This is a genomic window from Novosphingobium sp. RL4 (genome assembly GCF_035658495.1).
In the GTDB taxonomy this organism is placed as follows: Bacteria; Pseudomonadota; Alphaproteobacteria; order Sphingomonadales; family Sphingomonadaceae; genus Novosphingobium.
This window is the reverse complement of record NZ_CP141945.1, coordinates 392,903-416,092: the sequence shown is the minus strand read 5'-3', so window position 1 is coordinate 416,092 and position 23,190 is coordinate 392,903. Positions and strand designations below refer to the sequence as shown.

The window sequence follows — 23,190 nt, the reverse complement described above, 5'->3', positions numbered from 1 at the left end:
GAACCCGTTTTCCATTTGTTAGCGCTATCAAAGAAAGTAATCGGGAGTAGGGAGGGATATGTCGAATCCCGTGATATCATGCCGCTGATGCCGTCTGACTGGGCGCAGGGAACGTTCGTGGGCCGCGCGGACTTTGGGGAGGGGCCTAGCCCGATCCTGGTGCTGCGCGGCGAACTGATCGACATGTCGGGCGTGGTGCCCACGGTTTCGGCGCTGGTCGAGGCGGGCGATTTCTCGGGCGCGGGCGGGGTGCGGCTGGGCGCCTTCGATGCGGCGGCGGTGAACCTGCTCAGCCCGGTCGATCTCCAGTGCGTCAAGGCCTGCGGCGTGACTTTCGCCACTTCCGCGATCGAGCGGGTGATCGAGGAGCGCGCGCGGGGTGACTGGAGCGCGGCGGCCGCCATTCGCGAGCGGCTGGAAGCGCGTATCGGCGGGCAGATCCGCTCGGTGGTGCCCGGTTCCGACAGCGCCGCCCAGCTCAAGGCCGCGCTGATCGAGGACGGGCTGTGGTCGCAGTATCTCGAAGTCGCCATCGGGCCGGACGCGGAAGTGTTCACCAAGTCGCCGGTGCTTTCCACCATGGGCGTGGGCGCCGAGATCGGCGTGCGCTCGGATTCGAGCTGGAACAACCCCGAGCCCGAGATCGCCCTGCTGGTCGGCAGCGACGGCAAGGCCGTGGGCGCGACGCTCGGCAACGACGTGAACCTGCGCGATTTCGAGGGGCGCTCGGCGCTGCTGCTGGGCAAGGCCAAGGACAACAACGCCTCCTGCGCGCTCGGTCCGCTGGTGCGCCTGTTCGACGAGAGCTTCACCATCGACCATGTGCGCGATGCCGAAGTGCGGCTCTCGATCACCGGCGAGGACGGCTTCGTGCTGAGCGGCAAGAGCAACATGGCCGAGATCAGCCGCGATCCGCTCGACCTCGTGCGCCAGACGCTGAGCGAGCACCAGTATCCCGACGGCTTCGTGCTGTTCCTGGGCACACTGTTCGCGCCGGTGCAGGACCGCGACGAGGAAGGCCGCGGCTTCACGCACAAGGTCGGCGACGTGGTGACGATCGAGAGCGACCGGCTGGGCCAGCTCACCAACCGCGTCGTCACCTCGCGCGATGCGGCGCCGTGGAGCACCGGAATCGGGGCGTTTTACGCCAACCTGCTGTCGCGCGGACTGCTCAAGGCATGAAGATCACATCCATGACGAACCATTCGGCCATCTATCCCAGCCTCAAGGGCAAGCGGGTGCTCATCACCGGCGGCGGCACCGGCATCGGCGCGGGCCTTGTCGAGGCGTTTGCCGGGCAGGGCGCCCATGTCGGCTTCCTCGACATCAATGCCCCTGCCGGAGAGGCGCTGTCCGCGGCGCTGCCGGGCACGCATTTCCGCGCCTGCGATCTGCGCGATCTCGATGCGACGGCCGCGGTCCTGGCCGAGCTGGCCGAGGCGATCGGCGGTGTCGACGTGCTGCTCAACAATGCCGCGAGCGATGACCGGCACGGCATCGACGAAGTGACGCCGGCCTACTGGGACGAGCGCATGGCGACGAACCTGCGCCACCAGTTCTTCGCGGCGCAGGCGGTGGTGCCGGGCATGAAGGCGCAGGGCGGGGGCGTGATCCTGAACTTCGGTTCGATCAGCTGGCACCTCGGCCTGCCCGATCTCGTGCTCTACCAGACCGCCAAGGCGGCGGTGGAAGGCATGACCCGGGCCATGGCGCGCGACCTTGGCGCCGACAACATCCGCGTCAACACGATCGTGCCGGGCAATGTCGACACCCCGCGCCAGAAACAGTGGTACACCCCCGAGGGCGAGGCCGAGATCATGGCCGCACAGTGCCTCAAGGCCCGCATCCAGCCCGCCGACGTCGCCGCCCTCTGCCTCTTCCTCGCCTCAGACGACGGCGCCATGTGCACCGGGCACGACTACTTCGTCGATGCAGGTTGGAGGTGACATGACGCCTGAATCCATTCTCAACGTCGGCGCCACGCTGGGCGAAGGTCCGGTCTGGACAGGCGATCGCCTGTGGTTCGTGGACATCAAGGAGCATCGCCTCTACCGCCACGACCCGGCCAGCGGCATGCTCGACATGTGGCACGCGCCCGACCAGATCGGCTGGGCACTGCCGACCGCACGCGGCGACATGATCGTCGGGGTCAAGACCGGCCTGCACCGTTTCAGCCCGGAAACCGGCGACTTCGCGCTGCTGCACAATCCCGAGCCGACCCGTCCGGGCAACCGGCTGAACGACGCTGCCACCGACCCTTCCGGGCGCATCTGGCTGGGCTCCATGGACGACAGCGAGACCGAGGCGTCTGGCGCGCTCTACCGGCTCGACAAGGGGCACTGTGCGCATGCGGGACTGCCGGAGGTGGTCATCACCAATGGCCCGGCGATCAGCGCTGACGGGCGGACGCTCTGGCACACCGATACGCTGGCCAAGACCATCTGGCGCGTTGCGGTGGACGAGGACGGCGCGCTCGGGAAACCGGAACTGTTCGTCACTATCGAGGACGGCGCCGGATGGCCGGATGGCTGCGTGATCGATGCCGAAGGCTGCCTCTGGACCGGCCTTTTCGGCGGCTGGGCCGTCAGGCGCTATGATCCGGCGGGCAAGTTGATGGCTACGGTCAGATTCCCGGTGGCAAACGTCACCAAGATCGCCTTCGGTGGCCCCGACCTCCGCACTGCCTTCGCCACCACCGCACGCAAGGGCTTGTCCGCTTCCGAACTGGAGGCACAGCCGCTTGCCGGCAATCTGTTTATGTTCGATGCCGGGGTTTCCGGATTGCCGGTTCATCTGGCCAACAGCTAGGTTCACGACCTGGGGTCGCATCCAGACACACAGAATATCGAATGATATCGATCAAGGGGAATAGAGGAATGACTGCGGCGCAGACCGGGGGCGAAGCCCGGATCAACATGGCGTTCATTATCGCCATCGTGGCCGTTGCCACGATCGGCGGGTTCATGTTCGGCTACGATTCCGGCGTTATCAACGGCACCCAAAAGGGGCTCGAAGCCGCCTTCGACCTTGGCAAGCTGGGCATCGGCTTCAATGTCGGGGCGATCCTGGTCGGCTCGTCGATCGGTGCGTTCGCGGCGGGCCGCATGGCCGACATCATCGGCCGGCGCGGCGTGATGATGCTGGCGGCGGTGCTCTTCTTCTTCAGCGCGCTCATGGCAGGCGCGGCCGGTTCCTCGGTGATCTTCATCATCGCGCGCATCATCGGCGGCCTCGGCGTCGGTGCGGCCAGCGTGATTTCGCCGGTCTACATCTCGGAAGTGACGCCCGCAGCGATCCGTGGCCGGCTTTCCAGCGTGCAGCAGGTCATGATCATCACCGGCCTTACCGGCGCCTTCGTCGCCAATTTCGTGCTGGCCCGGTTTGCCGGTGGCTCCACCGAGTCGCTCTGGCTTGACCTGCCGGCCTGGCGCTGGATGTTCTGGTTGCAGTCCATCCCGGCCGCGATCTACTTCTTTGCCCTGCTGATCATCCCGGAAAGCCCGCGCTACCTCGTCGTCAAGGGTCACGAACAGCGCGCTCACGCCGTGCTTACCCGCCTGTTCGGCACTGCCGAGGCAGACCGCAAGGTCTCTGAAATCCGGGCCAGCCTTGCTGCGGACCATCACAAGCCCAAGCTTTCCGACCTGATCGACCGTGCCAGCGGCCGGGTTCGCCCGATCGTCTGGGCTGGTATCGGCCTGGCGGTATTCCAGCAGCTCGTCGGCATCAACGTGGTGTTCTACTACGGCGCCACCTTGTGGGAAGCGGTGGGCTTCTCGGAAGACTACGCGCTCCAGACCAATATCCTCTCGGGCGTGCTCTCGATCGGCGCCTGCCTTGCAACCATTGCCATGGTCGACCGCATCGGCCGCAAGCCGCTGTTGCTGATCGGCTCGGCGGGCATGGCGGCCACGCTCGCGACCGTCGCCTACGCTTTCTCCACCGCCGTGACCGGCGCCGACGGCGCGGTTTCGCTCCCCGGCCACAACGGGGTGATCGCGCTCGTCGCCGCCAACCTCTACGTGATCTTCTTCAATATGAGCTGGGGCCCGATCATGTGGGTCATGCTTGGCGAGATGTTCCCCAACCAGATCCGTGGTTCCGGCCTTGCGGTTGCGGGCTTCGCGCAGTGGATCGCCAATGCGGCGGTTTCGGTAAGCTTCCCGGCACTGGCCGTGAGCCCCGGCCTCGCGGTGACCTATACCGGCTATGCCTTCTTCGCCGCCGTTTCGTTCTTCTTCGTCCGGGCCATGGTCAATGAGACCAAGGGCCGCGAACTGGAGCAGATGGAAGGTTGAGTAATCCCAGGGCCGCCGCGCTCCACCGCGGCGGCCCTGGGACTCCGGCATGAATATCCGTTTCGTCGGATCGGAGGGGCGACCGGTCGCGTCGCGCGGCAGCCCCGGTGGCCCTTGGCGGTTTTGATGGTCACAGACCGGATGTGGCCGCCAAAAGGAACGCTGTGCGACAAGCAAACCTCTGGAATGCCTGCGAAGAGCGGGACAATCGTCTGCCGGACAATCTGAACCACGGGGCTCGCCGGTCTCAGGCTATCTCGATCGCGCGCGTGATCTGTATTCTCGGCGTGGTCTACGTCCATGCCTGGACCGGCCTCAGCGGATATGATCTGGAACTCGCACGGGGTAGCGTGCAGGAAGATCTCCGCTGGGTGCTGATGGAAATCTTCGGGCACAGCGCCGTGCCGCTGCTCGGGTTGATTTCAGGCTGGCTGGTGGCCGGATCGCGCACCACGCTGCAGTGGCGCATCCACCTGCGGCGCAAGGCCAGGACGATCCTCGTGCCCATGGTCCTGTGGAATGCGCTTGCGGTGCTGCTGGTTTCCGGTTCCGCATGGTTGTGGCACCTTCCGGCGCCGACGCCGGATTCCGTGCGCTGGGTGGTGGAGGAAATCTTCATCGTCACGCGAAATCCCGACATCAACGTCCAGATGCCTTTCCTGCGCGATCTTTTCCTGTGCATGGTCCTGGCGCCGCTGTTGGTGAGGATGCCGAGCCGCGCACTGGCGGTTCTGGCGATGGGCGCGGCATTCTGCCAGATTTTCGGCTTCGGGCCGCCGGTCTTCATGCGCGCGGCCATTCCGTTCTTCTTCATCCTCGGCATTCTTGCACAGCGCGGCGGCATGGCGGAGCGTGTGGCGAAGGCCCCCCTTGCGTGGAGCGTCTTGCCGTTTGCGCTCGTGATGCCGGTGCAGCTCTATCTTTCGCTGCGGCTTGACGGGCGGCCGGTCGATCTCCGCACTTCGGCGCTGGACCTTGCGGTGCGTGTCGCTGCTGCGGCGGCCTATTGGCGGTTGTCCTGGGCCCTGGCCGGAAGTGTCGCCAAGGGCGCGCTTCTGAAGATGGAGCCTTATGTTTTCCTGCTGTTCTGTTCGCACCTGATCCTGATCTGGCTGGGCGGGCCGGTGCTCGGGGCCCTGTTCGGAAAATTGGGTGCGCCGCTCTATCCGGTGTACCTGGTTGCGCAGCCGCTGATCGTTCTGGGCGCGGTGGTTGTAGTGGGCACCTTGCTTGCGCGGACAGTGCCCGGACCGGCGCGGCTCCTGAGCGGGGGCAGGCTCAGGGCGGCCTGATCCCCTTTCGGCCGGGCCTCTCTGGAATCGCGCCGTTCCCAATGCCGCGATTCCGCGCTATGGGCGCGCCATGCATACTGGTCGTGTCGAAACGGAAGCCTCGGGCGGAGCGGTGAAGCCGTTGCCGCTAAGCGTGGCCGCGCTCTATCAATTCACGCCTTTCGCGGATTGCGACAGCGTGCGCACGCCGCTTTTGCGGCTTTGCGAGGAGCAGGGGATCAAGGGCACCCTGCTGGTGGCGCATGAGGGCATCAACGGCACGGTCGCCGGTACGCACGAAGCGATTGCACGCCTGCTTGAGCATATCCGCGCCTTGCCGGGCTGTTCGGCACTGGACGTGAAGCTCTCCAGCGCCGAGACGATGCCGTTCCACCGCATGAAGGTGCGCATCAAGCGCGAGATCGTGACCATGGGCGAGCCGGACATCGATCCGCTGGCGATCGTGGGCACTTACGTCGAACCGCAGGACTGGAACGCGCTCATTTCCGATCCCGATACGATCGTGATCGACACACGCAACGACTATGAAGTCGCCGTCGGCACTTTCGAGGGGGCGATCGATCCCGGCACGCGCACTTTCCGCGAGTTTCCCGAATGGTTCCGGGCCGAGCGCGAGCGCCTGCTGGGCGAGGGCAAGCCGCCGAAAGTGGCGATGTTCTGCACCGGCGGTATCCGCTGCGAGAAGTCCACCGCGTTCCTCAAGCAGGAAGGCGTGGAGGATGTATTCCATCTCAAGGGCGGCATTCTCAAGTATCTGGAGACGGTCTCCCCGCAGGAAAGCATGTGGCAGGGCGAATGCTTCGTGTTCGATCAGCGGGTGACGATCGGGCATGGGTTGGTCGAGGGCACGCATCTGCTGTGCCATGCCTGCCGCCGCCCGGTCAGCGCGGCCGAGAGCCGGTCGGACCGATACGAGCCCGGGGTCAGTTGTCCGGCCTGCCATGACGAACGCACGGACGAACAGCGCGCCTCTTACCGCGAGCGACACCGGCAGGAGGAACTGGCGGCGGCGCGCGGTCAGGCCCATGTCGGCGCCGTTCGCACGGGCAAAGAGGACGCCGCCGCAGACCGACCGCAGTGACCGCGAACGCGCGCCCCGTCCTCTACAGCTTCCGGCGCTGTCCCTACGCCATGCGGGCGAGGCTGGCGTTGATGATCGCGGGTGCCGGCTGCGACATTCGCGAGATCAAGTTGTCGGCCAAACCGGCGGCGATGCTGGAGGCTTCGCCCAAGGGGACGGTGCCGGTGCTGGTCCTGCATGAGGGCGCGGTGGTCGACCAGAGCATCGATATCATGCGCTGGGCGCTGGCGCGGCACGATCCCGAGGGCTGGCTCGGGCGTGACGATCCCGCGCTGATCGCGGCGAACGACGGTCCCTTCAAGCACGACCTCGATCGCTACAAGTACCCCGATCGTCATGGCGCCGATCCGCTGGTCCACCGGGAAGGCGGCCTGACGTTCCTTCGAGAACTGGATGCGCGGATCGCCCCGGAAGGGCAGCTTTGCGGAAGCGCGCGAGGGCTCGCCGATGCCGCGATCATGCCTTTCGTGCGACAGTTCGCCGCGACCGATCCGGCATGGTTCGGCGGCCTGCCCCTGCCGCATCTCAAGGCTTGGCTCGAAGACCATCTCGGTTCGGCGCTCTTCGCTTCGATCATGGTGCGGTTGTCGCCATGGCAGGAGGGCGATAACGCGGTGCCCTTCGCGATCGGGGATGGACCGTCCGGCCAAATCCAGTAAGGCGGCCTGAAGCGATGATGAGGGCTAAGTGATGGCGACGAAGACGATTCCCGGCGATGTGCCGCAGCAGAACGTCTACCGCAGCAATGCGCGGGTGCTGGTTGCCAGCCTCGTCGGCACAGCCGTCGAATTCTACGATTTCTATATTTACGCCACAGCCGCCGCCCTGGTGTTCGGGCCGCTGTTCTTCCCGGCCCATTCCGCCTCGGTGCAGCAGCTTGCGGCGTACGCCAGCTTCGGCATCGCCTTCATCGCGCGTCCGGTAGGGGCAACGCTGTTCGGCCATTTCGGCGACCGTGTCGGGCGCAAGTCCACCCTGGTGGCGTCGCTGCTGCTGATGGGCGGGGCGACCGTGCTGATCGGCTTCCTGCCGACTTACGAGAGCGCCGGCTGGCTGGCGCCGCTGATGCTCTGCGTGCTGCGCTTCGCGCAAGGGCTCGGGCTTGGCGGAGAGTGGGGCGGCGCGGCGCTGCTCGCGGTGGAGAATGCGCCGCCGGGTTATCGCGCACGGTTCGGGATGTTCCCGCAGCTGGGTGCGCCGGTCGGCTTCATTGCCGCGAACGGCCTGTTCCTCGTGCTGACCATGACGCTGAGCGATAGCGATTTCGCGACCTGGGGCTGGCGCATTCCTTTCGTATTGAGCGCGGTGCTGGTGGGACTGGGCCTGTGGATCCGCTTCCGCCTTTCGGAAACGCCGTCCTTCGCGGCCGTTCTCGAACACGAGCCTGCCCGGTCGATCCCGCTCGTCGAATTGTTCAGGACGCATCTGCGCCAGACCCTGGCGGGGACTTTCGCCGTCGTCGCCTGCTTTGCGATCTATTACCTGACCACCGCCTTCGCCCTGGGATATGGCACGACCACGCTTGGCTATGACCGGCAGGCGTTCCTCGGCGTGCAGCTTTTCGCCATCCTGTTCATGGCGGTCGGCATCGTGGTGGCAGGCTATGCGGCGGACCGTTGGAGTTCGCGCGGCGTGCTGATTTTCGGCAGTGTCGTTGCGGTTATCGTGGGACTGGCGATGGGCCCGATGTTCGGAGCGGGATCGCTGGCGGCGATCGCGGTGTTCCTTTGCCTTGGCCTGTTCACGATGGGGCTGGTCTACGGCCCGCTGGCCTCTCTGCTTCCGCAGCTGTTCAGTGCCCGCGTGCGCTATACGGGGGCGTCGATCGCCTTCAATGTCGGCGGGATTCTGGGCGGCGGCTTTGCCCCGATGATCGCGCAGACACTGGCGGACCGGGGCGGGGTGCTGTTCGTGGGCGCTTATATCTCCGGCGCGGCCGTGCTGACCCTGATCGGGCTCCTGACTATCCGCAAGAGCACCGAACGGGACTTCGTCATCTGACCGGGGCCGCCGGGGCTGGCATGCCTTCGATGGCCGGCGTGTCAGGGCGTCAGAGGCTCCAGTCCAGCTTCACGCCGATCGTGCGCGGACGGATGATCGACCCTGCCGGCACCGCCTGGGACGTGAACGGTGCGTTGAGAATGCCGAACTTGTCGAAGACGTTGTTGGCGAAGGCCATCACGCGGATGTTCTCGCCAAGACCGATCGAGGCGCGAAGGTCGAACACGTTGAAGCCGCCGCGCCTTGCGTCGTTTCCGAAGGCGACCGGCGCCTTCGAAAGGTAGCGGTGCGCGATCTCGAGGCTGGGCGCCCCGGTCACATCCGCCAATTCGAAACGCAGGTTGTTGGCCACCGACCATTTCGACGATCCCGGCAGCGTGGTGCCCTTGTCATAGCCGCCACCGACGGCGAAAGTATCGGGCAGGAACTTGCTGAGACGCGCGTCCTGATAGGTCACGTTCGAGCTGAAGCTGAGGATGCGGTTGACCTGAAGCGCGCCCGAGAACTCGACGCCGTCGATCTTCGCGCCGCCGGCATTGGTGACGTAGGAATAGTAATAGGGTGCGTCGGTGAAAAGGCGGGCCTGGATGTCGTTCCACTCGATGTGGAAAGCGGCCATGTCGATCGTCAGGCGATTGCCGAAGAGCGAGGTCTTCACGCCCGCTTCGTAGTTGTCGACGGTGTCGCTCTTGTAGCTGGTGGGAATGCCCGTCAGGATCGCCGCATTGGGGTTGGGGCCGCCTTCGCGGTAGCCCTGCGAATAAGTGGCATATGCCAGCATCGTCTCTCCGGGCTTCCATGATAGCGAGACCTTCGGCGTGAAGCCGTCTTCCTTCTGCTTCACGCCGAAGCTGGAGGGCGTGATGGTGTAGCTGCCGGGGGCCAGCGAGCCCGGCGCATTGGTGATCTCGGCGGAGTTGCGGGTGTTGTAGTAGCGGCCGCCCAGCGTCAGGGTCACGGTAGGCACGAATTCCCAGGAAGCTTCGCCGAACACGCCCCAGTTCTCGTTGCTGGTGTCGGAGAGATAGCCGTAGATGGCATCGTTCGGGGCGATCAGATCACCCGAATAGCCGCCGTAGAGATCGGGGTTCGCATCGATGAAGTCGGCGGCGCCGCCCTGGTAGATGCGGTCTGCGCTGTGCTTCTTCGCCTTCATGTAGCTGAAGCCGATCAGCCACTGGAACGGGCCGTCGTCCTTCGAGGCGAGGCGGGTTTCGAAGCTCTTGATATTGGCATCGGCCTTGCCCAGCGAATAGGCGGCGTCATCCCCCGTGGTCACGCCGGTGACGTAGGCATAGGGATAGGAGAACAGCGTGGTGTTGTGCTTCTCGGTGATGGAGCCGAGCACCGTCAGGTTCGCGAAGGGCAGTTCCTGATCGAGCCGCAGGCTGTTCATCCAGAAATCGGTCTTCTGGGGTTCGGCGCGCGGCGTGTCGCGGACATAGGGATTATCGAGATCGAGGTAGGTCTGGTCGTCCAGCCTGGTGTCCTGGTAGGTCGTCAGGAACGTCAGCTTGGTGGTGTCGTTGGGGGTGGCGACGAGCGAGCCGCGCAGGCCGCGCGTGCGGTAGTCGTTCGAGCCGTTCACGCCGATGCCCGGATTGTCGAGATAGCCCGCATCCACGCGCTGAAGCGCCATCACCCGCACCGCGAGCTGGTCCTTGACCAGCGGCAGGTTGATCATTGCCTTGGCCGCGTAGTTGAGCTGGCCGGAAGCATTCCTGGTGCTGCCCAGCAGGCCTTCGGCGGCAGCATCGAACTTGCCCGGATCGGCGACGGCGGCAACGTAATTGACCGCGCCGCCCAGTGTCGAGGTGCCGAACAGCGTGCCTTGCGGGCCGCGCAGAACCTCCACGCGCTGAAGGTCGAAGGTGTCTATGTCGGGGATGCCGATCGGGAAGCCGGGCTCCACCAGCGGCACTTCGTTGAGGTAGTAGCCGACCGTGGTCTGGCCCTGTTCGTGATAGGTGGTAGCCGCGATGCCGCGGATCACGACTTCGGAAATGCCGGGCTGATAATCGTTGAAGACGACGCCGGGCAGGCGGGTGATGTAGTCGGCCAGGGAATTGGCGTTCATCGCCTTGAGCTGATCGCCGCTGACGGCGCTGATCGGCATCGGCACGTCGCTGAGCTTCAGTTCGCGCTTGGTGGCGGTGACGATGATGTCGTCCTTGCCCATCCCGGTTTCGGAAGCCTGCTGTGCATGGGCAGGTGCGGCCAGGCCGAGCGCCAGCACCGTCGAGGAAAGGATCGCTCCCTTGATCGTGTTACGTGAACCCATCATTTCAACCCTCATGTTTGTCGTGGCGATCCCGGCCGGAGCCGCTTCTCCATCGTTGATATCCGCCGGACATGCTTGTCCGGCTTCCCTGCCGTTCCCCGGACCCGCGCCCGGGATACTCCTCCATTGCCGTCTTTTTCCGCACCCCCGCGTTACCCGGGGGGACGGGTGCGGCTTCATTCCGTCGCAGCTCCGCCTTGCGACAGGCGTTCGGCGTTGAAACGGGTCATCCAGTCGGCCAGCGATGCATTGCCGGTGCCGGAAATGAGATCGGTGAGGGCTTCCATCGTCTCGTCCTGACCAAGCTTGAAGCTGGCATGCACGGCGCGGACTGTCGCGCGGAAGGCGATGATGCGGTTAAGCATCGGCTCCACCCGGGGGCCGGCGCGGTCGATGGTCCACGGATCGGCCAGCTCCGCCTCCATGGCATTGGAGAGCTGCACGACCGAGGCGCGCGTCTCTTCCTCCACGAAAGTCACATCCACCTCGATGGCGGCGACGGCATAGTTCCATGTCGGAACCCAGGTTGGGTTCCTCACCAGCGATGGCGAGAGGTAGCCTTGCGGGCCGGAGAACAGGACCAGCGCGCGCGGGTCGGCGCGCAAATGCTCCGCCTGAGGATTGGCGCGGGAACAATGGCCCAGAAGCGACACCAGTTCGCCGGAGCCGTTTGTTTCGGCCAGAAGCGGCAAGGGCACCGCTTGGAAATGCCCATCGCGCGCCGAGACCAGCCAGGCGAGCGGATATTCGCCGATAAGCCTGAGCAGGTCCTGGTCGGAGCCGGATGGAAATTTCATGCTGGTACTGTCGCGCCGCGCCTGCACCTCATCAATCGGCCAAAAAGGAAAGTTTCATGGGTCCAAGTGGGAGGTGCGAGCAGGTCACTACGACCTAGACTTTGGCGGGGTTGGTGACGAAAACGATCCGGCGCAGGTTTCGCGCCCAGGCGGCGATGCCTTGCCCGGCCGGTCGATCGTGCTTCCCGGAATGGGGAGGATCGACGAGCATCGCCAGCAGCGTCAGGATCGGAGCCAATCGCGGCCTGTGTAACTGCAGGTTCCGGCGACGGCTCTGCATCGATACCCGCCAATCGCGCCTTTCATGCCCGATCGTCACCCCGAGCCACTGTGACAGTGTCCTCAGCTGGGTGTGGAGCGCGCGCCTGGCCTGCGCCGACGGGAACAGGGCTTCGAGGGCCGAAGGGTCAGGAATTCCGCCACTTTCGGCAATGCGGGCTATGTCCAGAAGGTGTCGCAGGTCGATCAGGCCGCGCCAGTAATCGTGCTCCTGCAACTGGTCGTGGAGAATGAACAGAGCTGCCAGCAGGGTGGGGGAGGGCAAGGCAGCCACGCCGGACCCGACCACATAGGGCAGGCATGATCGCGACAGGGCGGCATGGTCGTGGCCCGGTCCTGCCAGTTTCAGGCGAAAGTGCAGGTCTATGCCGCCGGGGTCCTGGGGGCGGAACAGGTTGACCCCCTGCCACTCCCCGGCGCTGGAGGGGTAGCGCCGATAGCCGACGATCGCCAGCGCGGCGACGGCTTCCGGGCCTGCCTCGTAGGGAACCATGAGGTCGAGATCGGTCAGCAGGCGGTGCGCGCAATCCTCGCCGTTGCGGGCAAGCAGGGCGGCGCCCTTGAGCAGGATCGGCTCGATCGCGGCCTGGTTGAGCGCGGCAACCGCTTCCCGGAGCTGTTCATGCATCCGGCGGTTGCGTATCGCGGTTCGCGCACGTACTTCCTCAAGAAAATGTCTGACTTCGGCCGGGACATCGGTGTCGTCGGCCAGCGCTTGAGCCAGCGCCGGGGTGACGAGGGTGCGATTGGCGAGGCTGAGGATGCCATCCCAATCCGGTGCGACGCCGCGCGGTTCCCTGAAGGCCTCGCCGCGAAGGCATTGGCACAGCGGGCCGAGGGCATTGCGATCATCGTCCAACGAGTGTCTCTAGCTGCCGCGCCCCTTGCTCGGCTTCCGTATAATGCAGGCGCAGCGTGCTGGCGTGCTCCACCATGGCGGCAAGGGCGGCCATGGCTTTCGCGGAACAGCGGCCGCTTTGGGCGAAGCCTTCCGCGAGCAGCTTGCCGAGGCAGGCAGTGACCGAATTGGCAGCCAGCTCATTACCGGAGGCGCTCCCCCGATGGAGATCGACGATCGCGCTGACCTTGCGCCACCGGGTATCGACCGGTCCCGGAAGCGGAAGATAGCGCAGCCATTGGCCGTCTCCGCGCAGCACGGGTTCGCTTGCGGCGAGGCCGGGCGCGATATCCGCCAGTCTCTCCCAGCTTCCGCGTTTGATGGTGACCGGCAGCGGCAAGGGCGCGATCAGGCCGGTCCGGGGATCGAACAGGACGATATCGTCGGACGCGACGGAAAGCGCCGGGCAGGTCGCTGCTGCGGTGACCGCCAGCGTGGATTTCCCAGCGCCGGGGGCTCCGGTCAGCAATATCGCCTTGTCTCCGGAAAGGAGGCAGGCGGCATGGAGGGCGATGAAGGTATCGCCTTCAAGCGCCCTGGATACCAGCGCCGCGCGAAGGCCCGGGCCGGTATTCGCGCTTGGGACCAGCATCCCGCGCGGCGATACAGAGATGAAGGAGAGCGTCCCGATGCGGCAAAGCGCAACCCTATCCTGCGCTATGAGCGATGGCGTCAAGCCGGCTGCCAGATGCGCGTAAGGGGCGGCGAAGGTCTGGCCCCAGGGATCGTCGGGAAAACGGATTTCCACCAGATCGTCTCCCCGTGGCAGGTACCTTTGGATGGCATAAGGAGGAACAGGGGCAGAGAAGGACAGGCCCGGCTCGGCGGCGATCACCCCTTGTTCGGACCAGCCAGTCAACAGGGCGTCGATCGCCTCATCCGATAAGGCTCCCGCAAGCTGGCGGCGCAGCGCCGAAAGCGATATTCCATCGGCAAGCCACGCCACGATGTGGGCTGCCGAGCCGTCTAGCGCGTGGAGTTGCTGGGAGGCTTCGAGGAAGAGCACCGGGCGCTGGTCAACCACGAGCGGCACGGCGCCTGGAGCCAGGCACAGTTTCAGGCTTTCGGCATCGGACTTCGCTGCCGGGGAATCCCGATCCGCGTTGCGGTGCATCGCTCCCTCCGGCCCCCGACCACGCGGATTACTCCGCGTGGTGTGATTCGATCAGCGCTTGTCGCCTTTCTTGCGCTCGGGTCCATCGCGCGAGCCCCCTTCGGCAACCTTGGGCGCCGAGCCTTCCGATTTCGTCTCGGGGACCTTCGTTCCGCCGCCGTCGCCTGTCGCCGACCCGGCAGCAGGCGTATCCTTGGGCGGGGAAGCGCCGCCGTCCTTGGTGCCGCCGGCACCGCCATCGCCGGTGCTGGCGCCATCCTTGCTGCCGCCGCCATCGCCGGTATGTCCGCCGTCACCGGTGCTGCCGCCGCTTCCGCCACCGCCGCCACCTCCACCGCCGCCGGACTTGGCGATCGCGGGCGAGCTCAGCGATGTCGAAAGGAGCATTGTCATCGCGGGCGGAACGAGCAGGGAATACTTTCCGCAAGCCGCGAGGAACGAGCGTCGATCGTTCGTTTCGGCTTGCTCAATCAGGTCTTGCGGGTTCTCCATTGCCTCGACTCCCCATCATGCCGAAGCCAGCGTACAGGAGGGCGCCTCCCCCGAAAGCGGCTATTATGGGCAGCGCCGCGCAACTATCCCGATGCACTTGCCGCATCATTCATAAGGTATCGGCGACTACCTCCCATTTGCCCTTGCGGGGCGGCGCGGCTGGCCAGACCGGCGATCGTCGGCTATAGGCCCCCGATCGCCGACAGGTATTTGCACGTCGGCGACTGAGAGACCAACGAGCTCCCGCAGGCAGGAGAGCTTCGATGGACTATCAGGTATCCCGAACAGACGAAGGCTTTTCGCGGGTCGATGCGGCTTCCCGCTGCATGGGAGTGCCGTGAAAAGACAGGTCAGGTGACGTCATCGGGGGCAATGACGTGGCCACGGGCTGATCCGGCCCGGCATTCGCGCGGGAGCGTCCGGCCTTCATCGGGGTTTCCGTTTTATGACATTTTGAATTCAAGCTTCACGGACGACATCTCATGACCGGCAAATCCGAAACGCAGCCTCTGCCCCCCACGCGGATTCAGGAAAACATCCTGGCAAGGCGGGAACGACAGCTCCTGCAATGGCTCTGCGCCCGGATGCCGCGATGGGTCACGCCGGACGTGCTGACCGCGACCGGTCTCGTCGGTGCCTTCATGACCTTCGGCGGCTACGCCGCAAGTAACCTTTCGGCGCAGTGGCTGTGGCTGGCGATGGCGGGTTATGTCGTGCAGTGGTTCGGCGATTCCATGGACGGCAGCCTTGCCCGGTTCCGCCGCATCGAGCGCCCGTCCTATGGCTATTTCATCGATCACAGCTGTGACGGGCTGACGACGGCGCTGATCGTCTGGGGCATCGGCACCAGCCCCTATGTGACGATGGACGTCGCAATGGTGGCACTGGTGGGATATCTCCTGCTTTCCATCCATGCCTATCTTGCCGCCCGCGTGCTGGGCGAATTCAAGCTCTCCTATCTCCAGGCCGGGCCTACCGAACTGCGCTTCATGCTGATCGGCCTCACCCTGATGATGATGACGTTGGGTTCGGGCAAGGGCCTGTTCGGCGCGGTTTCCGGCTTTGATCTGTTCGTCGGCAGCGTCGGCGTGATCCTCATGGTCCTGTTCGTCGTTCAGACGCTTGTGACCGGCCGCCGCCTCGCCGCGGCGAGCTGATCGGCGAAACCCAATGCGGCCACGCGCGTTTTCCCGACGATTCCGTCAGGAGAATGCCATGGTCGATCCAGTCACCGCCATCCCGGGGAGCGTTTCCTTTACGGTAGGGATGTGTTCATGAGCGGTTTTCCGGTGGACCGTCTCGTGTTCGTTCCCGATGACGTGGACCTTTCCCGCTCGCCACTGGCCGGCCATCTCGATGCCGAGACTTATGTTCTTGGCGCTTTCAACCCCGGCCTGACGCGCCTTCCCGGAGGCAATCTGCTGATGATGGTGCGCGTGGCCGAAGCCTTGCGCGAACCGATCCGGGACGGCCATGTCCACGCCATCCGATGGGAGGGCGAGGAAGGCGATCATGGGCGCTACGTGCTAGACGCCTGGCCGCTGGAGCATGCCGATACCGCCGACCCGCGCAAATTCATGCTGCGGGGCGGAGGTTGGCGCATCATGGCGCTGACTTCGCTTTCGTGGTTACTGCCCGTCGAACTCGACGCCGAAGGGCTGAACGTGGTCGCCGTCCACTACGACCGCGCGATCGCGCCGCAGCGCAGCCTGCAATGCTACGGGATCGAGGATGCGCGGATCAGCAAGGTGGGGGAAGACTGGCTGATGACCACGTGCTCGGTCAGTCCCGAGCGGCATTCGACCACGCTCTACAGTTCGAAAAACGGTCTGGACTGGCAGTTCGAGGACATCGTGCTCGATCACCAGAACAAGGACATGCTGATCTTCGAGGGCCTCATCGGCGGTCATTACTGGGCGCAGACACGCCCGCTCGGCGATCTCTATTTCGCCTATCCGCCGGGCAGCGAGTGGCGTTCGGGGCCTTCGATAAACCTTGCGCTCTCGCCTGACGCGCGGTTCTGGAAGCCCTGTGGCAGGCCTGGAATTCGGCCCCATTCCGCTACCGTCGCCACCGCGAGAATGGGGGGAGGGGCGCCGCCGGTCCTCACGGACCAGGGCTGGTTGACGCTCTGGCACGGGGTGGAGCCCAAGGAAATCGTGGGTATCTATCGCACGTACTGGTCGATCCTGGACCGAGACGATCCCAGCCGCGTCCTGCGGACCGGCCATTCGCCGTTGCTTGAAGCGGACCCGGACCTGACGCTTCCGCTAGAACACCAGATGTATTTGCGGGACGTGGTATTCACCACGGGCATCGCCGCGCATGGGGAGCATTATATAGTGGCGTCCGGCGAGGCCGACCTGGTCTGCCGGATCACGCATATTCCCCATGCTGTCTTCGCGCCCTGAAGGATCAGGCCCGGCGCGGAACGCAGATCGCCAGAACCGCTCCGAGCAGGGCAAGAGCACCCAGGACCATGAAGATCTTCGTGATCGAAAGGCCCGCTCCGATCAGGAAACCGCCGATCAGCGGCCCTCCAACGCCGCCGAGCCGACCAAAGCCCGCGCACCAAGCCACCCCGGCGCCGCGCATGCGCGTGGGGAAGTAATTGGCGGCCAGCCCGTAGATCAGCGTCTGCGTTCCGCTTGTGCCCACGCCCACGAGCGCGACGACGCACAGCAGTAGCCAAAGCGGCAGGGCAAGGGTCAATGCGAGAATGGCCAGCGCGCCCACGATGAAGCTTGCCGCCACGACCGGGCGCGGCCCCATCCGGTCCGCAAAGCGGGCAGCGAACATCGGACCGAGCACGGCGCCGCCGTTGAGCACCAGCAGGAAGGAAAGCGATCCCCTGGCGTCGAAGCCGGAGCGCATCATCAACTCGGGCAGCCAGGTGTTCAGCGAATAGACCAGCAGCAGCCCGGTCGCACTGACGAGACCGATGAGAACGGCGGGGACGAGGAATTCGCCGAAGAGGCCGCGATAACCGGTCGCCTCCGTTTCGGAACGGCGGGGCGCCGGTTCCTGATCGGGCAGCGCCACGCCGGTTCGTGCCGCGATTGCGCGTGCTTCCTCGACCCGGCCGCGCGAGACGAGCCACATGACGGATTCCGGCATCCTCAAGATCGCAAGCGGCAGCAGCGTTATCAGCGGCAGAGCCCCGATCGCGAACATGCCGCGCCATCCTATATGCTTGGCCAGCAGGATCGCGATACCTGCCGCTGCGAGGCTGCCCAGCGGCACGCCCGCGTAAGTCACGGCATTGTAGAGATTGCGCCGTCCCGGCGGAGCATATTCCGAAACCATGGCGGCCGTCGTCGCCAACAGTGCGCCGACCCCGAGCCCGGTGGTAAAACGCAGGATTCCGAACATGGCGGCGGAATGGGCGAGGGCGGTGAACAGCATTCCCAGCGAAAACCACGCATAGGCTGCGATCATCATTCGCCGTCGGCCGATACGGTCGCCGATGCTCCCGGCAATAAGCGCGCCCACGAGTACGCCAAGCAGCGCATAGCTGCCGAGGGCGCCTGCCAGCGCCGGATCGACTGGACCGATCTGCGCCGGGTCACGAAGGAACGTGGAGACCACGGTCCCGTATACGACGAGGTCATAGCCATCGAACATGAGACCAGCCATTGCGATCCCGACAATCCACGCCAATGTCCTTCGGCGCAGTTTCTGCGCCGTGGCATCTGCAGCCATCCGCCTTTCCCTTCCCAATCCTGCTCGTTTCGAGCCAAGGTCTCTTGCGGCGACCTCTGGCGGGAACGTAGTACACGCAATATAGGAAGTATGCGACGTAAATTTGTCATGGAGCCGAAGCGAGGCCACAAAGCGGAAGGCCCGCTCGCCTTTTGAAGGCGAACGGGCCGGAAATTCCGCGAAATTTGGTTTGTTTCAGGTGCCGCTGCGAACCAGTGTCGGACGGAAGCCTGGGCTGGCAGGGCCAATGCGAAAGTGGTCCGCTTCGTTTGCCAGCGAAGCGATTTCGTTGGTCAGGTTCCTCGCCGCGGCGGATGTCTGTTCGACCATAGCGGCATTCTGCTGCGTCGAATGGTCCATGACGCCAACCGCCGTGTTGATCTCCCCGATGGCCGCCGCCTGCGCATCGTTGTCGGCTGCGATCTGGCCGGCAAGGCGGGCAACTTCCTCGCCGGAGGTAGAGATCACTTCGAACGCCGCGTCGACCTTGCGCACCGCTTCCACGGCGACCTCGATATCCGACTGGGTGACCCCGAGTTGGTCGCGGGCACGCTTGGCTTCCTCCTCCGCCCGCATGGCTAGGGCGGAAACCAGATCGGCCACGACCGCGAAACCGCGACCGGCATCGCCCGCGCGGCCTGCCTCCACGGCGGCATTCATGGCCAGGACGCGGGTCTGGAAGGCGATCTTGTCTAGCCCTTCGATCACGCCGTCGATGCCTTTCGCGCTGTCGCTGACACGGTTCATCGCCCCGACGGCGGCATCGGTGCGTGCGCGTCCTTCGTTGACCGCACCCATCGCCTGCCCCGATGTGGCCACGGAGAGCGAAGCGGCCTGGGCCGTGGCTTTCAGCCGTGTGTCGATCTGCTGGATCGCCGCTGCCGTCTGTTCGAGACTTGCTGCATTGCCCTCCGTTCGGCGGGCAAGATCTTCCGATGCCTGTGCGATCTCGCGCGAGCCGGTAAGGCTGTTCTGGGTGCTGGCCTTCACCGCTCCCAGCAATGACCGCAGGCTGGCGAGAGCCTCGTTGAAGCTTTCCTTGAGGACGGCATAGTCGGCAGGATAAGCCTCGGTAATGTCCGCGGTAAGATCGCCCTGCGACATGCGGCGGAAATTCTCGGCCATGCCTTGCACGATCAGGGAATTGTTCTGCGCCTCCTTGTCGGACTCGATCTGAGCCTGCGCAGTGGCGCGGAACTGGAACATCGCCGTGGTCATCCGGCCCACGCAGTCGCGAAAGTCGGTGAACTGGATCGGCGTGTCCAGATCGCCAGCAGCCAGGCCCTCCATCCTCACGACCGTGGTAACATAAGGTCCGGCGATGGCTTCGCGGTAAAGGAATGCCAGCACCATGGCGAGCACGACGGTGCCCGCGGCCATCCACCGGGCCACCGAAGCTGGCATGAGCATGCCGGAAAATCCGGCAAGCGCCGTCAGGGCAACAAAGCTGCCGAAAGCGATGAATAATTTGAGACGAATAGGCGCGTCGGCCTTGAACCAGTACATAAGATACCCCCCACCCCTGAGTTCGCCGCCCGGACCTGAAGAGATCCGATGCCGGCGAAGTATCATCAGGCATTATAGGTGCCGGGGTCCGGGAGCTGGACGTTCCGGGCAGCTCGCAAGGGGGCGTTTCCGGGAAATTTTAGAACCTGAATGGTTCTATTTGTTATGCTGAGGGCGTGTGATTTGAAATAAATCTCAATATCGCGCTGAAAAGATTTGATATTGCGTCCCGTGGGGACGGCGTTCGCCCCGCCCGCCTCCGAGGGGGCTGGCAGGGCGAAGGTCGTTGTCAGTCTGCTCCGCCGATCGTGAAGGAATAGGTGAGCGGCTTCAGTTCGATGCGGTAGGGCATGTGCGCGCGGCCATCGAGGTTCCAGCCGGTGTCGCCGCCTACGCCCGCCTGCGCGGCATCGATCAGCAGCGTTCCGCTGCCATGCGGGCGGATGTCCGAGCTGTGCGCCTGACCAGGCGGCTTCATCGCGAGATCGGCATAGGGGAACGCGAGGGCATTGACCGAAAGCGGCTGCGCGCCAGTGATGCGCAGCCCGACATTGTTGCCGGTCTTCGTTCCCGTTAGTTCGATCCAGCGAACGTCGGTCTTGTTGCCCGATTCCTGGGGACGGGCGTAGTCGTGGAACTGGTCCGCCAGCAAACCCTGCCACTGGGCGATCATGCCGCCGGTCTTGCGGTCGGCGTATGTTTCCTGCGGACCGCGCCCGAACCAGCGGACGTGATCGAGTTCGGCCGGGGTCTCGAACGCGAGACCGACGCGGAGCGGATCGGGCAGGGTGTCTCGCAGCGGCTCGAAATGGATTGTGACGCCCACCGATCCGTCGCTTGCCATCGTCCAGCGCGTTTCGGTCTTCACCGAGCCGACGCCCATGTCATGGCGGACGATCACGGCATTGCCTTCACGCGTGATCGTCTCGAGACGGCGATGCTCGGAAAAGTACTGCCACATGGCGTGGCTCTTTGGCACGCCCGCGCCGACGTCGTTATCGGTCGGCGAGCGCCAGAAGTTCGGCGCACCGCCGGTCAGCAGCAGCTTGCCGCCGCGTTCGTAGCGGGTGACGAGGCCGGTTGCCTTGTCGATCTCCAGCACGGCACCGCCCGTTTCGAAGCGCAGCGCAGAGGCGGTCTCGCCGGGAGCGACCGTGCCCGCGGTGGCGGGTGCTGCGACCGGGCCGGATAGCTCGAACTGCTCCCAGCCGACGACATGCCCGGCCGGCTGCGAGGGTACGGCGCCGGCCCTGGCACGGGCGCGCAGGACGAGGATGCGCTCTGCGGAGGCATTTCTCGCAGCCGGAACCGGAACGGTGAGCGCCGCTGAACTGCCGGCCGCGACCTGCGGTGTGGCCAGAGTGCCGCTGGCGACATCATTGCCGTTTTCCATCATCGTCCAGTCCAGCGTGAAGCGCGAGAGGTCGATGTGGTCGTGGCGATTGACTACGCGGTATCCGCCAGCGTCATGCGTGAAGGCAATCGGTGACTGCACCTTGGCCAGTTCGTAGTATTCCGGGTCCGGCGTCCGGTCCGACTGGATCACGCCGTCGCCCACCGGGCTGTCGTCGCCATGTACGCCGGGCGCTTTCGGGTCGGGATCGTAGTCGAGGCCCTGTCCCCAGAACGGACGACCATCCTTGTCCTTTAGCAGCATGGTCTGGTCCACCCAGTCCCAGATGAAGCCGCCCTGCAGCTTGGGATAGCTGCGCATGGTTCGCCAGTAGCCTTCGAGATCGCCGAGGCTGTTGCCCATCGAATGCGCATATTCGCACAGGATCAGCGGTTGGGTGAACGCCGGATCCTTGGCGTAATCGACCATCTTGGGAACATCGTCATACATTGGCGCAAAGATGTCGACGTAGCTGTTCGTCGGATGGCGCCAGTTGCTCATGCTCCAGCCAAGGAAGCTCACGAGGCGGGTGGGATCGTTCGCCTTCACCCACTTGGCGGCGGCTTCGAAGTTGCTGCCGATGCCGGTTTCGTTGCCGAGCGACCAGAAGATGATCGAGGGATGGTTGCGATCGCGCTCGACCATGCGCTCCACCCGGTCGAGATGGGCCGCGAGCCATTTCGGGTCGTTGCCAAGCAGATACTTCGGGTCGTTCCCGTGTTCCTGCGAAAGGCTGAGGTAGCCGTGGCTCTCTATGTTCGCTTCGTCCATGACATAGAGGCCGTATTCGTCGGCAAGGTCATACCAGCGCGGATCGTTGGGATAGTGCGAGGTGCGCACCGCGTTGACGTTGGCCGCCTTCATCAGTTCGATGTCGCGGCGCATCGTTTCCTCGGAAACGATGCGGAAGGTTTTGGGATCGTGTTCGTGGCGGTTGACGCCGCGGATCATGATGCGCTTGCCGTTCACGCGCACTTCGCCGCCCGCGATCTCCACCGTGCGGAAGCCGATGCGGCGGCTGGTCGCCTCGATCAGCTTGCCATCGGCGCCCAGCAGCTCGACCAGCAAGGTGTAAAGCTGCGGATCTTCGGCCGACCAGCTTCGCACGGCGGGAATGGTCGCCGAGAGGGAAACGGCGCTTCCGTCTGCCGTGCCTTCGCGCACCAGCACTTCGCGCCTGCCGTCAAGCAGCGTCGCGCGGATCCGCATCGCGGCGGCCTGTCCGGCCAGGTCGACCTTCACGGCCAGCTTGCCGTCACGATACCCGTTCTCCAGCCCCGCATCGACGGTCAGGTCGCGAATATGCGTAGCCGGTGCGGCGTAGAGCGTGACGCTGCGCTCAATCCCGTTGACGCGCCAGAAGTCCTGGTCTTCCAGATAGCTGCCATCGGCAAAGCGGTAGAGTTCGATGGCGACGGTGTTGTTGCCGGCATGAGCATAGCGCGTCACGTCGAACTCGGCGGGCAGCTTGGAGTCTTCCGAATAGCCTACGCGCTGGCCATTGACCCAGATGTAATAGGCCGCGCCCGCCGCGCCGACGGTCAGCAGCAGGCGTCGGCCAGACCAGGTGGCGGGAACGGTGAAGTTGCGGCGGTAGGACGCCACTTCGTTGAGGCTGTGGTCGATCCAGGGCTGGTTGCGCGGAAAGGGATAGCCGCTGCCCACGAACACCGGCCGTCCATGACCCTCGGCCTGGAGGATGCCGGGGACTTTCATGGTTCCCCAGCCGCTTGCGTCGAAATCCTCAGCGAAGAAATCGGTAGGGCGGGTTTCCGGTGTCCTGGAGAGTTGGAACTTCCAGTTACCGTCGAGCGAGAGATGGTAGCGTGACTTTGCGGTTTCTCGCGACAAGGCGGCGGCGCGCGTCTCGAACCCGTCGAAAGTCGCATGCATCGGTTCGGCGCCTTGCCGGATGACATCCGGCTGCTCCCATTCCGGGGTTGGAGCCTGTGCATGGGCGGCTCCGGAAACCAGCAGGCTCGCCATCAGGCTTCCGATCGCGCTCGAATGGATGATGGTACGCACTTGGCATTTCCCCTGACGGTAAGCTGTTCCG

General features: G+C 64.9%; 17 protein-coding genes and 1 pseudogene. 10 read left to right on the top strand and 8 right to left on the bottom strand.

Annotated elements, in window-relative coordinates; all coding sequences use genetic code 11:
• Positions 1-78: 78 nt before the first annotated feature.
• From U9J33_RS19100 to U9J33_RS19065, 8 genes are all read left to right on the top strand, one after another.
• Entirely contained in the window at positions 79-1,182 is a 1,104-nt protein-coding gene (locus U9J33_RS19100) for a fumarylacetoacetate hydrolase family protein (RefSeq protein ID WP_185999823.1), read from the top strand.
• The gene (locus U9J33_RS19095; RefSeq protein WP_207906131.1) at positions 1,179-1,946 is read left to right on the top strand and encodes an SDR family NAD(P)-dependent oxidoreductase; all 768 of its coding nucleotides are present in this window, start codon (positions 1,179-1,181) and stop codon (positions 1,944-1,946) included. Before U9J33_RS19100 ends, U9J33_RS19095 begins: the two co-directional genes overlap by 4 nt.
• Position 1,947: 1 nt before the next feature.
• The gene (locus U9J33_RS19090; protein WP_231636023.1) at positions 1,948-2,808 is read left to right on the top strand and encodes an SMP-30/gluconolactonase/LRE family protein; all 861 of its coding nucleotides are present in this window, start codon (positions 1,948-1,950) and stop codon (positions 2,806-2,808) included.
• Positions 2,809-2,876: 68 nt separating this feature from the next.
• Positions 2,877-4,298, top strand: coding sequence for a sugar porter family MFS transporter (locus tag U9J33_RS19085; RefSeq protein ID WP_054439100.1), 1,422 nt, complete (start codon positions 2,877-2,879; stop codon positions 4,296-4,298).
• Between the two features lie 212 nt (positions 4,299-4,510).
• Positions 4,511-5,590, top strand: coding sequence for an acyltransferase family protein (locus U9J33_RS19080; RefSeq protein ID WP_186000159.1), 1,080 nt, complete (start codon positions 4,511-4,513; stop codon positions 5,588-5,590).
• A 70-nt stretch (positions 5,591-5,660) separates the two neighbouring features.
• Positions 5,661-6,671 carry a rhodanese-related sulfurtransferase gene (locus tag U9J33_RS19075; RefSeq protein WP_185999821.1) on the top strand — a complete coding sequence of 337 codons (1,011 nt, stop codon included), beginning with the start codon at positions 5,661-5,663 and terminating at the stop codon, positions 6,669-6,671.
• The gene (locus U9J33_RS19070; protein ID WP_185999820.1) at positions 6,668-7,330 is read left to right on the top strand and encodes a glutathione S-transferase; all 663 of its coding nucleotides are present in this window, start codon (positions 6,668-6,670) and stop codon (positions 7,328-7,330) included. The genes U9J33_RS19075 and U9J33_RS19070 overlap by 4 nt, the downstream gene beginning before the upstream one ends.
• Before the next feature lie 31 nt (positions 7,331-7,361).
• The gene (locus U9J33_RS19065; RefSeq protein ID WP_324699707.1) at positions 7,362-8,672 is read left to right on the top strand and encodes an MFS transporter; all 1,311 of its coding nucleotides are present in this window, start codon (positions 7,362-7,364) and stop codon (positions 8,670-8,672) included.
• Positions 8,673-8,721: 49 nt separating this feature from the next.
• Here the strand turns inward: U9J33_RS19065 and U9J33_RS19060 are convergent, their stop codons facing one another.
• From U9J33_RS19060 to U9J33_RS24885, 5 genes and pseudogenes are all read right to left on the bottom strand, one after another.
• Positions 8,722-10,956: a TonB-dependent receptor gene (locus tag U9J33_RS19060; RefSeq protein ID WP_324699706.1), complete on the bottom strand. Its 2,235-nt coding sequence runs from the start codon at positions 10,954-10,956 to the stop codon at positions 8,722-8,724.
• Positions 10,957-11,129: 173 nt separating this feature from the next.
• Positions 11,130-11,750 (bottom strand): FMN-binding negative transcriptional regulator, encoded by a 621-nt coding sequence (locus tag U9J33_RS19055; RefSeq protein WP_132469577.1) that lies wholly within the window; start codon positions 11,748-11,750, stop codon positions 11,130-11,132.
• Between the two features lie 94 nt (positions 11,751-11,844).
• Positions 11,845-12,888 carry a nucleotidyltransferase family protein gene (locus tag U9J33_RS19050; protein ID WP_324699705.1) on the bottom strand — a complete coding sequence of 348 codons (1,044 nt, stop codon included), beginning with the start codon at positions 12,886-12,888 and terminating at the stop codon, positions 11,845-11,847.
• Complete coding sequence (locus tag U9J33_RS19045; protein WP_324699704.1) at positions 12,878-14,041, bottom strand: hypothetical protein; 1,164 nt, start codon at positions 14,039-14,041, stop codon at positions 12,878-12,880. Before U9J33_RS19045 ends, U9J33_RS19050 begins: the two co-directional genes overlap by 11 nt.
• 207 nt (positions 14,042-14,248) lie before the next feature.
• Positions 14,249-14,533, bottom strand: a pseudogene (locus tag U9J33_RS24885) (hypothetical protein); the annotation flags it as partial.
• Between the two features lie 482 nt (positions 14,534-15,015).
• On the opposite strand from U9J33_RS24885, the gene U9J33_RS19035 reads away from it, so the two are divergent.
• Together U9J33_RS19035 and U9J33_RS19030 are read left to right on the top strand one after the other, a co-directional pair.
• A complete protein-coding gene (locus U9J33_RS19035; protein ID WP_054439085.1) occupies positions 15,016-15,690 on the top strand; it encodes a CDP-alcohol phosphatidyltransferase family protein in 675 nt (224 codons plus the stop codon).
• A gap of 117 nt (positions 15,691-15,807) precedes the next feature.
• Positions 15,808-16,944, top strand: coding sequence for a glycosidase (locus U9J33_RS19030; RefSeq protein WP_324699703.1), 1,137 nt, complete (start codon positions 15,808-15,810; stop codon positions 16,942-16,944).
• A gap of 4 nt (positions 16,945-16,948) precedes the next feature.
• On the opposite strand, the gene U9J33_RS19025 is transcribed toward U9J33_RS19030, so the two are convergent.
• The 3 genes from U9J33_RS19025 to U9J33_RS19015 form a co-directional block, all read right to left on the bottom strand.
• Positions 16,949-18,235 carry an MFS transporter gene (locus U9J33_RS19025; protein WP_132469574.1) on the bottom strand — a complete coding sequence of 429 codons (1,287 nt, stop codon included), beginning with the start codon at positions 18,233-18,235 and terminating at the stop codon, positions 16,949-16,951.
• Between the two features lie 195 nt (positions 18,236-18,430).
• A complete protein-coding gene (locus U9J33_RS19020) occupies positions 18,431-19,645 on the bottom strand; it encodes a methyl-accepting chemotaxis protein (protein ID WP_324699702.1) in 1,215 nt (404 codons plus the stop codon).
• Positions 19,646-20,030: 385 nt separating this feature from the next.
• Positions 20,031-23,159 carry a glycoside hydrolase family 2 TIM barrel-domain containing protein gene (locus U9J33_RS19015; RefSeq protein ID WP_324699701.1) on the bottom strand — a complete coding sequence of 1,043 codons (3,129 nt, stop codon included), beginning with the start codon at positions 23,157-23,159 and terminating at the stop codon, positions 20,031-20,033.
• Between the last annotated feature and the right edge of the window lie 31 nt (positions 23,160-23,190).

Coding starts and splice junctions, on each gene's coding strand:
- U9J33_RS19065 (WP_324699707.1), top strand. CDS start 7,362: ATGGCGACGAAGACGATTCCCGGCGATGTGCCGCAGCAGAACGTCTAC.
- U9J33_RS19045 (WP_324699704.1), bottom strand. CDS start 14,041: ATGCACCGCAACGCGGATCGGGATTCCCCGGCAGCGAAGTCCGATGCC.
- U9J33_RS19030 (WP_324699703.1), top strand. CDS start 15,808: ATGAGCGGTTTTCCGGTGGACCGTCTCGTGTTCGTTCCCGATGACGTG.
- U9J33_RS19095 (WP_207906131.1), top strand. CDS start 1,179: ATGAAGATCACATCCATGACGAACCATTCGGCCATCTATCCCAGCCTC.
- U9J33_RS19020 (WP_324699702.1), bottom strand. CDS start 19,645: ATGCTCATGCCAGCTTCGGTGGCCCGGTGGATGGCCGCGGGCACCGTC.
- U9J33_RS19060 (WP_324699706.1), bottom strand. CDS start 10,956: ATGATGGGTTCACGTAACACGATCAAGGGAGCGATCCTTTCCTCGACG.
- U9J33_RS19075 (WP_185999821.1), top strand. CDS start 5,661: ATGCATACTGGTCGTGTCGAAACGGAAGCCTCGGGCGGAGCGGTGAAG.
- U9J33_RS19025 (WP_132469574.1), bottom strand. CDS start 18,235: ATGGCTGCAGATGCCACGGCGCAGAAACTGCGCCGAAGGACATTGGCG.
- U9J33_RS19090 (WP_231636023.1), top strand. CDS start 1,948: ATGACGCCTGAATCCATTCTCAACGTCGGCGCCACGCTGGGCGAAGGT.
- U9J33_RS19055 (WP_132469577.1), bottom strand. CDS start 11,750: ATGAAATTTCCATCCGGCTCCGACCAGGACCTGCTCAGGCTTATCGGC.
- U9J33_RS19100 (WP_185999823.1), top strand. CDS start 79: ATGCCGCTGATGCCGTCTGACTGGGCGCAGGGAACGTTCGTGGGCCGC.
- U9J33_RS19085 (WP_054439100.1), top strand. CDS start 2,877: ATGACTGCGGCGCAGACCGGGGGCGAAGCCCGGATCAACATGGCGTTC.
- U9J33_RS19035 (WP_054439085.1), top strand. CDS start 15,016: ATGACCGGCAAATCCGAAACGCAGCCTCTGCCCCCCACGCGGATTCAG.